Origin of the sequence: Stenotrophomonas sp. TWI273 (assembly GCF_039674765.1) — a bacterium.
Taxonomy (GTDB): Bacteria; Pseudomonadota; Gammaproteobacteria; order Xanthomonadales; family Xanthomonadaceae; genus Stenotrophomonas.
The window spans coordinates 32,515-43,139 of the sequence record NZ_JBDJOA010000017.1; the positions used below are offsets into that span (position 1 = coordinate 32,515).

The 10,625-nt window shown below is 67.2% G+C and carries 10 protein-coding genes; 3 read left to right on the plus strand and 7 right to left on the minus strand.

Features of this window, described 5'->3' with window-relative positions; all coding sequences use genetic code 11:
- Positions 1-6 precede the first annotated feature (6 nt).
- Positions 7-1,191, plus strand: coding sequence for an HlyD family secretion protein (locus ABE571_RS16405; protein WP_313217679.1), 1,185 nt, complete (start codon positions 7-9; stop codon positions 1,189-1,191).
- 65 nt (positions 1,192-1,256) lie between these two features.
- Here ABE571_RS16405 and ABE571_RS16410 read toward each other — a convergent pair whose 3' ends face one another.
- The 7 genes from ABE571_RS16410 to creB all read right to left on the minus strand — a co-directional run bounded on the left by ABE571_RS16410 (position 1,257) and on the right by creB (position 8,971).
- Positions 1,257-1,742: a Fur family transcriptional regulator gene (locus tag ABE571_RS16410; protein WP_019184450.1), complete on the minus strand. Its 486-nt coding sequence runs from the start codon at positions 1,740-1,742 to the stop codon at positions 1,257-1,259.
- Between the two features lie 16 nt (positions 1,743-1,758).
- Positions 1,759-3,162: a glutamate--tRNA ligase gene (gene gltX / locus ABE571_RS16415; protein ID WP_313210766.1), complete on the minus strand. Its 1,404-nt coding sequence runs from the start codon at positions 3,160-3,162 to the stop codon at positions 1,759-1,761.
- 119 nt (positions 3,163-3,281) lie between these two features.
- Complete coding sequence (locus ABE571_RS16420) at positions 3,282-4,868, minus strand: M20/M25/M40 family metallo-hydrolase (protein ID WP_346481910.1); 1,587 nt, start codon at positions 4,866-4,868, stop codon at positions 3,282-3,284.
- A 100-nt stretch (positions 4,869-4,968) separates the two neighbouring features.
- Positions 4,969-5,400, minus strand: coding sequence for a hypothetical protein (locus ABE571_RS16425; protein WP_313212851.1), 432 nt, complete (start codon positions 5,398-5,400; stop codon positions 4,969-4,971).
- Between the two features lie 9 nt (positions 5,401-5,409).
- Positions 5,410-6,729 (minus strand): cell envelope integrity protein CreD, encoded by a 1,320-nt coding sequence (gene creD, locus ABE571_RS16430; protein WP_313217675.1) that lies wholly within the window; start codon positions 6,727-6,729, stop codon positions 5,410-5,412.
- Between the two features lie 92 nt (positions 6,730-6,821).
- Positions 6,822-8,279, minus strand: a complete 1,458-nt coding sequence (gene creC / locus ABE571_RS16435; protein WP_313212855.1) for a two-component system sensor histidine kinase CreC — start codon at positions 8,277-8,279, stop codon at positions 6,822-6,824.
- A gap of 2 nt (positions 8,280-8,281) precedes the next feature.
- Complete coding sequence (gene creB / locus ABE571_RS16440; RefSeq protein WP_121041385.1) at positions 8,282-8,971, minus strand: two-component system response regulator CreB; 690 nt, start codon at positions 8,969-8,971, stop codon at positions 8,282-8,284.
- A 45-nt stretch (positions 8,972-9,016) separates the two neighbouring features.
- On the opposite strand from creB, the gene rlmJ reads away from it, so the two are divergent.
- Positions 9,017-9,874 carry a 23S rRNA (adenine(2030)-N(6))-methyltransferase RlmJ gene (gene rlmJ, locus ABE571_RS16445; protein WP_282263631.1) on the plus strand — a complete coding sequence of 286 codons (858 nt, stop codon included), beginning with the start codon at positions 9,017-9,019 and terminating at the stop codon, positions 9,872-9,874.
- A gap of 126 nt (positions 9,875-10,000) precedes the next feature.
- A complete protein-coding gene (locus ABE571_RS16450) occupies positions 10,001-10,546 on the plus strand; it encodes a GNAT family N-acetyltransferase (protein WP_019184458.1) in 546 nt (181 codons plus the stop codon).
- Positions 10,547-10,625: the final 79 nt, after the last annotated feature.

The following is a 10,625-nucleotide window of genomic DNA, read 5'->3' on the forward strand; positions in this document are numbered from 1 at the left end:
CCGCCCATGTCGACCCAACCCCCGCACGACGATACCGCCCCGGAGAACGTCAACCCACCGCCGCCGACCGATGCTGCGCCCGCCCCTGCGCCGCCGCCCGCGGCGGCCCCCTCGGGCGTGCCCAAGTACCTCAAGCCGAGCCTGCGTGCTGTGATCATCATGATCGTGATCGCCCTGATCGGCATCGCGCTGATCCTGCGCGCCTGGTCACTGTGGCCGTTCGAGACGTCCCGGGTGACCACCGACAACGCCTACGTGCGCGGCCAGATCACCGTGCTCGCGCCGCAGGTCAACGGCTATGTGACCGAGGTGCTGGTCAAGGACTTCCAGCACGTCAAACAAGGCGAGCCGCTGCTGCGCATCGACGACCGCATCTACCGCGAGAAAGTCGTCCAGGCCGAAGCCGATCTGGACAGCGCCAAGGCCGCGCTGGCCAACTCCGATCAATCCCAGGCACAGAACCGCGCGCAGATCCAGGCCGCGCAGGCCAACCTGTCTGCCGGCCAGGCCGAGCTCTCGCGCTCGCGTACCGAACTCAAGCGCTACGAAGAACTCGCCGACCAGCAACTGGTCGCCCTCAACGACCGTGACAAGTTCCGCACCACCACGCAATCGGCGCAGGCCAGCGTGCTGCAGTCGCAGGCCCAGATCCGCATCGCCGAGGAAACCCTGACCTCCACCCAGGTTGCCCGCAAAGGCCTGGAAGCCCGCGTCGAGACGGCCCAGGCCCAGCTGGAACTGGCGAAGATCGATCTCGCCAACACGGTGATCCAGGCGCCGCGCGACGGTCAGGTCAGCGAAGCCTCGGTGCGCCTGGGCCAATACGTCACCGCCGGCTCGCAGCTGCTGTTCCTGGTGCCCGATGCCTTGTGGGTGGTCGCCAATTTCAAGGAAGGCCAGACCTGGAAGATGCGCATCGGCCAACCGGCCACCTTCTCCGTGGATGCCTTCGATGGCCAGAAGCTGCACGGCCACATCGAACAGATCGCCCCGGCCACCGGCTCGGAGTTCAGTGTCCTGCGTCCGGACAACGCCAGCGGCAACTTCACCAAGGTCGTCCAGCGCCTGCCGATCCGCATCTCCATCGACCCCGATCAGCCGCTGGCACCGCGCCTGCGTCCGGGCATGTCGGTGATCGTCAAAGTGGATACCGCTGCGGAAGGGCGCGAGCCGACCGATGCGACGCCGTGAAACGAAAAAGCCGCGCAGATGCGCGGCTTTTCAACATCAACAGCGTACCGACCAACGGTCGGTACCTACCCCGCACAGCGCGCGCACAGGCCATGCACTTCCAGCGTCTGCGCCTGCGGCTGGAAACCGAGCTCCTTCGCCCGTTTCTCCAGCTGGCTGACAATCTCCTTGTCCTCCAGCTCCACCGCACTGTGGCAACTGTTGCAGATCAGGAACGGCACCGAATGCTGCGCACTGCTCGGATGGTGGCACGCCACGAACGCATTCACCGATTCCAGCTTGTGCACGAAGCCATTGGCCATCAGGAAATCCAGCGCCCGGTACACCGTCGGCGGGGCGTCGGCACCGACGCCCTTGCCGTTGCGCACCCACTCCAGCAATTCGTACGCCTTCACCGGCTTGCCGGCCTCGGCAATCAGGCGCAGTACGTTCGCGCGGATCGGCGTCAGCCGCAGCCCGCGTTCCGAGCACACGCGCTCGACCACCTTCACGAAGTCGGAGGCGTCGTGAACGTGATGATGCGGAGCGGTACAAGCGGTTTTTGCGGACATGCGCGGTCTCCTGTGGTCAGGCCGTCGGTACTTTAGTGAGTGCGACCTCGATGCGTTTCAAGGCCTCTTCACGCCCGGCCAGGAACACCGTCTGTGAAATGTCCGGGCTGACCTGGGTGCCGGTGATGGCCACGCGCAGCGGCTGGGCCACCTTGCCCATGCCGATCTCAAGCGCCGTCGCCACGTCATGCAGTGCCGCCGAAACGCTCTCCACCGTCCACTCCCCGGCCGCGCCCAACAGCTCGCGGGCCTTCCCCAGCGCCAGTTCCGCGCCCGGCTTGAAGTGCTTGGCCACCGCGGCCTCGTCGTATTCGGTCAGCGGCTGATACCACACCACCGCCTTCTCGGCCATTTCCTTCAGCGTCTGCACGCGGTCGCGCAGTGCCACCACCACGTCGGCCGGCGCCGGACCGGCGTTCAGGTCCAGGCCCAGCTTGTTCAGCTGGTAGACCAGGTGCGGAGCGATGTCGGCCGGTTGTTCGGTCTTCAGGAAGTGCTGGTTGACCCAGCCCAGCTTGGCCATGTCCAGGCGCGCGGCCTTGGAATTGCAGTTGGTCACATCGAACAGATCGATCAGTTCCTTGCGGCTGAACAGCTCCTGGTCGCCATGCGACCAGCCCAGGCGGGCCAGGTAGCTGAGCAGTGCGTCCGGCAGGTAGCCGGCGTCCTTGTACTGCATCACGTCGGCCGCACCGGTGCGCTTGGACAGCTTCGCGCCCTGCTCGTCCAGGATCATCGGCATATGGCCGAACTTCGGCACGGGGGCGCCGATGCCCTCGTACAGATTGATCTGGCGCGGGGTGTTGTTGATGTGGTCGTCGCCGCGGATGACCTCGCTGATGCGCATGTCCCAATCGTCCACCACCACCGCGAAGTTGTAGGTGGGGAAACCGTCCGGGCGGAAGATGACCATGTCGTCCAGCTCGCTGTTGGCGATCTCGATGCGGCCCTTGATCAGGTCGTCGAACACCACCGTGCCCTCGAGCGGATTCTTGAAGCGGATCACGCGGTTCGGGTCGTCCTTGTACGGCAGGCCCAGCTCACGCGCGGCGCCGTTGTAACGCGGCTTTTCCTGCTTGGCCATGGCGGCCTCGCGCATCGCGTCCAGCTCTTCCCTGGTCTCGTAGGCGTAGTAGGCCTTGCCATCGGCGACCAGCTGCTCGGCCACTTCCAGATAGCGGGCCACGCGCTGGGTCTGGTAGATCGGGCCTTCGTCATAGCCCAGGCCCAGCCACTCCATCGCCTCCAGGATCGCGTCGATCGCGCCCTGGGTGCTGCGCTCGCGGTCGGTGTCTTCGATGCGCAGCACGAATTCGCCGCCACGGTGACGGGCCTCCAGCCAGCAGTACAGCGCCGTGCGGGCGCCACCAATGTGCAGGTAGCCGGTGGGACTGGGGGCAAAACGGGTGCGGCAGGTCATGGAGGGCTCAGGGCGGGAAACGGAATCCCGGCAATTTTACCCCGCCCCGGCCGCAAACCGGGCACTCCTTGCCCGGCATGGCGTGGGCGGCCATTTCCCGGCGGCCCACGCGGCAGCCTTCAGGGCGTCAGCAACGGCTTGCGCGGCAGCTTTTCATCGCGCATCGCCGCGTTGTAGACGAACGAGGCCACGATGGCGGCGGCCTGCTTCAGGTCCTCCGGCTCGGCGTGGTCCCAGGTGTCCAGGTTGCTGTGGTGGACGTTGGTGAAGTAGTCCAGGCGGTCCTGAATGAACTGGAACCCGGGCAGGCCAACGCGATCGAACGCGATGTGGTCGGTGCTGCCGGTGTTGCGGGTGGCCACGGTGGTCGCGCCCACGTCATGGAACGGGGCCAGCCACGCTTCGAAGATCGGCACCGCGGCCAGGTTCTCCTGCGCGTAGATGCCGCGGAAGCGGCCCGAGCCGTTGTCCATGTTGAAGTACGCCGAGAACTTGTCGTAATCGCGCTGGCGCTGCAGGGCGCCGGTGGGTTCACGCATCGAGGCCGGCAGCTTGAGCTGCGCCGGGTCGGTCGGCTCGGGGTAGCGCGCGAAGTGCTTGGACACGTAATCCTGGGAGCCGATCAGGCCCTGCTCTTCGCCACTCCACAGCGCCACGCGGATCGTGCGCTTGGGCTTGGCGCCAACCGCCTTGAGGATGCGCATGGCTTCCATCATCACCGCCACGCCGGCAGCGTTGTCGGCTGCACCGGTGCCGGTGTGCCAGGAATCCATGTGCGCGCCGAGCATCACGATCTCATCGGCCTTGCCGCTGCCGCGGATCTCGGCCAGCGTGTTGTAGCCCGGCTGGTCCTGCGTATCGGTGAAACGGGCCTCGACATTCACGCGCAGCTTGACCGCCTGCTTCTGGTCGACCGCCCGCACCAGCTGGTTGTAGTGCTCGGCCATCATCGCCAGCTCGGGCACGCCGACCGGTTCGCCCGCCTTGCGTGAGCCACCGCCGCCGACGCGGATGATGCCGTTGTCCCAGCCGCTGATGCTGATCGTGGCCAGCACGCCCTGCTCGGCGAAGAAGGCGTTGGTGGCACGGGTCAGTTCCTGCTTCTCCAGGAACTCCTTGGCCTTCTTGGCACGGTCGGCCTTGGCATCGGCGACGTCCTTGGGCACCGCGAACACCTGCAGCTCGGCCAGGCCGGCGTCATCGTGGCGGTGCGAATCGGACTTGGTTGCCCGTTCGTAGTCGCGTGCATCATTGAGCAGCAGGATCTTGCCGGCGATCTTGCCCTTGTACTGATCCAGATCGGCGAGCTTCTTGATCTCGACCTTGATCACCTCGCCCTCGACCGGGCCGTTGGTGCCCGGGGTCCAGGCCTTCGGCAGCGCATACAGCGGCGCCACGCGCGGGCTCAGCAGTTCCACGCTGGCGTTGCTGAACTCCCAGCCGCGGCCGAACGCATCGAAGGCCTCGTCATGGACGTTGACCAGGCCCCACTCGTTGAACTTGCTGCGGGTCCAGGTATTGGCCTCGCCCATCGCGGGCGAATTGGTCAGGCGCGGGCCGATCTGCTCGGTCAGATGGCTGAAGGTCGCCATCACCTGCGACCGGTGGAAGGCTTCCTGGCGGATGCGGCTGACCATGTCCAGGTCCACCGTTTCCTTCGTCTGTGCATCGGCGACGCCACTCAATGCCAATGCCACGCTCAACATGCCCCACTTGAACACGATTACCCCCGCCTCTCGGCCAGACCACGAACAATCCCCGAGTCTATCGGGCGTGGTCCCGGTGCCCCCGGGCCAAGAGTCATGGTCACGCCATCCAGCCGTACCAGAGCTGGCCACGGGCAGGCAGTACCAGCAACCAGCGGCTGCGGTCTTCCGAGGCGCTGGCGTAGACCGCCGCATGCACCGGCCAGTCCGCGGGCAACCCGCGGATGCCGACCTCACGCAACGCCTGTGCACCCTCACGCCACGGCCGATAGTCGCCACACCAGTGCGGCAGCGGCAGGCGTCCGCGCGCCTGCCGTGCCTGTTCCAGAAAGCGTAGCCCGTGCACGGTGATCGCCTCGCAGGTGGCCGGGGCCAAGCCGAAACGCAGCAGCCCCGGCGCTGCCGGCGTACCGGGCAGCGCCCTCAGCGGTGACGGCCATCCCGAGGCCTCGCCCTCCAGCAGCGAAGCCACCTCCAGCCGGGCGGGCAGCGCCCGGCGCACTCGTTCCTGCAGACAGCGGCGCAAGCTCATGTCCGTTCCTCAGCTCAGGCGTGCGCCGAGTTCGTACCAATCGACCCGGCGGGTCACCCACATCACCGCGGCCAGCACGCCGAACAGCAGCAGCGAGCCCATCAGCAGCGCGTTGTTCTCCGAGATCAGCAGCCCGTACAGCGCGCCATACAGGGCACTGAGCATCAGCGCGAAGCCCAGGCCGCGTTTCCAGCTCTTCAATACGCCGGACAGATACACGGTCTGGATGCCGATACAGGCGAGCGCCGAGAGTGCATAGGCCTGCCAGAACGCGATGTGCTCGGAGAGGCTGAGCAGCAGCAGGAAGAAGATCGCCAACGCCAGGCCGACCATCAGGTACTGCAGCGGGTGGATGCGCAGCTGCTTGATCAGCTCGAACAGGATGAAGCCGACGAAGGTGAGCAGGATGAAGAGGATGCCGTACTTGCTGGCGCGGTCGGCCTGGGTATAGACATCGACCGGATTGACCAGCTCCACGCTTACCGCCTCGGCGTCGATGTCCGGGCGGTTGCGCAGCTGGTGCTGGGCACGCGAGGCCAGCGAGGACACCGCCCACTGGGCGTCGAAGCCCTGCGCGTCGACCTTGCGCTCGTTGGGCAGGAAGCTGCCACCGAACAGCGGGTGCGGCCAGGGCGAGCGCAGCGCGATGCGGCTGTCATCGCCCACCGGCACCACCGACAGCGACCGGGTGCCATCCAGCACCAGCTCCAGCTCGACCTTGCTGCCCTTGAGCACGCCACCCCGTTCATCCGCCAGGCCCGGCAAGCCGACATGCAGGCCCGTGCCGATGCCACTGACGCCGCCGGCATCGGGCAACAGCGTCACGGCGTTGCCATCCACGCGCAGGTTCGGCGAACCGACCAGGCCACGCACATCGGCGATGCCCACGGTCAGGAAGGGCGTGCCATACACGCGGCCGGCTTTCACCGGGTAGTCGTCATCGGCGAACGCGGCGCTGATCGTGGCCTTCCAGCTATAGACCGGGACGCGGAACAGGCCGACGCGGCGCTCGTCCGGCTGCATCACGCCGTCCACCGTGAGCGTGGCCGGCATCTGCAGCCACTGGCCCTGCTCGACCTGCTTTTCCTTCTTTTTGGTGCCGGCCGCATCCACGACCTCGACTTCGCGGGTTTCGGTCCACGGCACCACCCGGATCGGGCCGGTCAGAATCTGCGCGCCGGCGCGGCTCTGCGCGACGCGTTGGTACGCCTCGTCGCGGTAGGCCTCACGCTCGCGGATCACCCCCTTGATCAGGCTCAGCGGAATCAGCAGCAACAGGATCAGCCCGCCGACAATGGCGAACCGCAACAGCATCTTCAGGGATTTCATGACCCGTCCTCGGTTGGGAGGGGGCCAGCTTCCCGCGCGCCGGTGTGCGGGGTTTGTGCCGAGTTTGAAGTCAGTGTGAAGTGCAGCGGCGGTCAGCGCCGCGGCGGGACCGAAGGCAGCCGCGACGGCAGCCACAACACCGCCTGCGCGCCGCCGTCATCGCGGTTGCGCAGGCTGACCCGGCCGCCGTGCAGGCGGGCCACTTCCTGCACGAACGACAGGCCGAGGCCGGAGCTGCGCTGGCCGGTACCCGGGCGCGCCAGGGAATAGAAGCGCTCGAACACGCGGTCGAGCGCGTACTCGGGCACGCCACTGCCGCGGTCGGCCACGGTCAGCGCGATGCCCTCGCCTTCTGCACGCGCACCGAGCGTGATGCTGCTGCCGGCGGGTGAGAACGCCACGGCATTCTCCAGCAGATTGTTGAGCGCCTGGCGCAGCAGATAGCCGTCGCCCTGCACGCTCTCGGCCAGCACCTCCACATGGAGTGCTACGCCCGCCGCCTGCGCACGCACCGCCACCGCATCGGTCGCGGCCTGCAGCAAGGGTGCCAAGGCAAGCCGCTCGTGCTTGTGCAGCCAGCCGTACTGTTCCACCTCGGCCAACGCCAGCAGCTTGTCGATGGTTTCGGTGAGCCGCTGCGCCTGGCCTTCAATGCTGCGTGCAAAATGCGCACGGTCGGCATCCGGCAACGGCTCCTGCAACAGTTCGGCGGCACCGCGGATCGCGGCCAGCGGGCTCTTCATTTCATGCGTCAGCGATTGAACGTACTGCTCGACGTAGGCCTTGCCTTCCAGCTTGCGACGCATGGTTTCCAGCGCCTGGCCCAGATCGCCGATCTCGTCGCGGCGCGGCTTCGGCGGCGGCACCGGCTCACCGGCGCTGACCGCCTTGGCGTAGCGATTGAGCCGGCTCACGCCGTGCATCAGCCACGCGGTCATCAGCAGGCCGATCAGCGCCGAGAGACCGATCAGCCAGGCACCGCGCTTCATGATGGCGCGCTGGCTGGCGGCGATGAACGGATCGATGCTGCGGTTGGGTTGGGCCAGGCTGAGCACACCGATCAAGCGGCGCCCATCGGCCGGATCGAAGATCGGCGCGGCCACGTGCATCACCGAGTGGGTATCGTCGCCCGGGGTTTCCGGGCTGGAACGCGCGCCGTATTCGCCACGCAGGGTGCGATAGACATCGTTCCAGCGCGAGTTGTCGCGCCCCACATCGCGCCCGGTCGAGTCGTACACCACGATGCCCTTGGCATCGGTGATGGTGACCTGGTAATCCAGCGTGCGCTTGGGAAAACGCCACACCATCGCCTTCGGGTCACGCCGCTGCGCACGCGCCAGATCGGCGACAAAGCGGCCGTCGCGGATGTGCCCGGCCTTGAGATCGGCGGCGGCCATTTCAGCCAGCACGTTGGCTGCATCGACCAACGTCGACTCCATCGCCTGGCGCACGCCAGGCTTCACTTCGTTGACGAAAATACGCATCACGAAGAACGCGGCGATACCCACGATCAGGAAGAAGCCCAGGAACAGTTTCAGGCCCAGCCGCATGCCTACACCTCCAGTGCGTAGCCCAAGCCACGGTGGGTGCGGATCGGGTCGGTCTCGGCACCGGCGGCACGCAGCTTGGCACGCAGGGTTTTGACGTGGGTATCGACGGTGCGGTCGGCGCTGTCGGCGTCGCTGTCCCAGCCGCGGTCCATAAGCTGGGCGCGGCTGAGGATCGCGCCGGGGCGCTGCAGCAGGGCCGCCATCAGCGCGTACTCGTAGCGGGTCAGGTCCAGCGGCTGGTCACCGAAACGGATCCGGCTGCCCTCGCGGTCGATCGAGAAGCGCCCAAGCTGCTGCCAGCCGGTGGTGTCGGCCGGGGCTGCGGACCGGCGCAGGCGCGCGCGCACCCGCGCCACCAGCTCGCGCGGCGAGAAGGGCTTGGCCATATAGTCATCCGCCCCCAGCTCCAGGCCGAGCACCCGGTCGAACTCGTCATTGCGGGCGGTCAGGAAGATCACCGGCACCTCGCTGAAGGTGCGCAACGTGCGGCAGACCTCGAAACCGCTCATGTCCGGCAGGCCGACATCCAGCACCACCACATCGAAGGCGTGCTGGCGCAGCCGGGCCAGCGCCTCCCCGCCGAGCAGGCAATGCTGGGCGCCGTAGCCTTCACTGCGCAGTGCATACAGAACGGTATCGGCGATGGCGGTTTCGTCCTCGACCACCAGGACGTTGTGCAGGGGGTGGCTCATGCGCGCAGCATAGCCGCTGGGCCCGCCGCCCCGTACACTGCGCCGATGAATTACCGCCACGCCTTCCATGCCGGCAACCATGCCGATGTGCTCAAGCACATCGTGCAGCTTGCCCTGCTCGACACTTTCAAGCGCAAGGACAGCCCGTTCTTCGTGCTGGACACCCACGGCGGCGCAGGCCGCTACCTGCTGGCCAGCGAGGAAAGCCGCAAGACGCTGGAGGCCGAAGACGGCGTGATGCGCCTGATGGCCCAGCCGCAGCTGCCCGCGGTGGTGGAGCGCTATCTCAAGGCAGTCCAGGCCGACAACCCGGTCGGGGCGATGATCAGCTATCCCGGCTCGCCCCTGCTGACCGCCCAGACCCTGCGCGAGCAGGACCGCATGGCCGTCTGTGAAGTGCAGGATGCCGAAGCCACCGCGCTGAAGGCACTGTTCGCCCATGACAGCCGGGTGGCCGTGTATCACGCCGATGGCTATGCCCAGAACAAGAAGCTGCTGCCGCCCAAGGCCAACGGCGTGAAGATCGGCCGGGGGCTGGTCCTGATCGACCCGCCCTACGAGGGGCAGGACGCCGAGTACCAGGCCATCCTGGCCTCGGTGACCGAGATCCTGGGCCGGTGGCCGCAGGCCAGCTTTGCGATCTGGTTCCCGATCAAGCAGCGCCGGACCATCCTGCATTTCCTGCGCAAGGCCTGTGCGCTGCCGGTGAAATCGGTGCTGACCGCCGAGCTGCTGATCCGCCCGGACGACTCCCCGCTGCGGCTCAATGGCAGCGGCATGCTGCTGCTCAACCCGCCGTGGCAGTTCGACCAGGTCCTGGCCCCGGCCATGCCGGCGCTCAAGCAGCACCTGGGCGAGGCCGGCGCCTCGACCCGCCTGCAGTGGCTCAAGCAGGCCGAATGACCCCCTGAATCCAGGCCGGAACCCCGGCCTGGCCGGCGCCTCCCGTCCGGCGCGGCGTGAGTGATCCGTTCACGGAACGCTGCCCCCGGGATGCGAGAATCCGAAGACCACCAAGGAATCACCGGTATGGCTACCCGTAACCGCATGCCGCCCTGGCACGAGATTTTCAAGGCACCCAGTGGCCACGAGCTGCTGATCCGCCCCATCCGGCCGGAAGACGGCCCGCCGCTGCATGCCGCTTTCAGTCTGTTCGGTCCCGAAGAGATCCGCGACCGCTTCCTGCAGTCGGTAACCGAACTGTCGCCGGAAACGACGCAGCGCCTGACCCATCCCAATCCCAAGAGCGAAATCACCCTGGTCGCGGCCGAGTCGCTGCCCGCCGGTGAAGCCGTGGTGGGTGCGGTCGCGCGTGCCTCGATCATCCCCGGTACCCGCGAGGCCGAGTACGCCATCCTGGTCAGCCGCTTCCTGGTCGGCCAGGGCCTGGGCAGGCAGTTGATGCGCAAGCTGGTCAAGTGGGCGCGCGGCAAGTACCTGGATCGTCTGTACGGTGATGTTGCCGAAGAGAACGAGCCGATGAAGCAGCTGGCCGCCTCGCTGGGCTTCCAGCCGATCCCGCACCCGAACGGTACGCCGGGCCTGGTGCGCATGGTGCTGGAACTCGACAGCTGACGCGGGGGCGTCTTTCCGCGCCCTCATCGGCAGAGCCGGCCGCTGGCCGGCTGCCCGCACATCACGCATCGCCTGGAGC

Excerpts from the sequence above, each read along its gene's own strand:
- ABE571_RS16405 (WP_313217679.1), top strand. The coding sequence starts at position 7 with ATGTCGACCCAACCCCCGCACGACGATACCGCCCCGGAGAACGTCAAC.
- ABE571_RS16425 (WP_313212851.1), bottom strand. The coding sequence starts at position 5,400 with ATGAGCTTGCGCCGCTGTCTGCAGGAACGAGTGCGCCGGGCGCTGCCC.
- rlmJ (WP_282263631.1), top strand. The coding sequence starts at position 9,017 with ATGAATTACCGCCACGCCTTCCATGCCGGCAACCATGCCGATGTGCTC.
- creB (WP_121041385.1), bottom strand. The coding sequence starts at position 8,971 with ATGAGCCACCCCCTGCACAACGTCCTGGTGGTCGAGGACGAAACCGCC.
- ABE571_RS16410 (WP_019184450.1), bottom strand. The coding sequence starts at position 1,742 with ATGTCCGCAAAAACCGCTTGTACCGCTCCGCATCATCACGTTCACGAC.
- ABE571_RS16420 (WP_346481910.1), bottom strand. The coding sequence starts at position 4,868 with ATGTTGAGCGTGGCATTGGCATTGAGTGGCGTCGCCGATGCACAGACG.
- creD (WP_313217675.1), bottom strand. The coding sequence starts at position 6,729 with ATGAAATCCCTGAAGATGCTGTTGCGGTTCGCCATTGTCGGCGGGCTG.
- creC (WP_313212855.1), bottom strand. The coding sequence starts at position 8,279 with ATGCGGCTGGGCCTGAAACTGTTCCTGGGCTTCTTCCTGATCGTGGGT.
- ABE571_RS16450 (WP_019184458.1), top strand. The coding sequence starts at position 10,001 with ATGGCTACCCGTAACCGCATGCCGCCCTGGCACGAGATTTTCAAGGCA.
- gltX (WP_313210766.1), bottom strand. The coding sequence starts at position 3,162 with ATGACCTGCCGCACCCGTTTTGCCCCCAGTCCCACCGGCTACCTGCAC.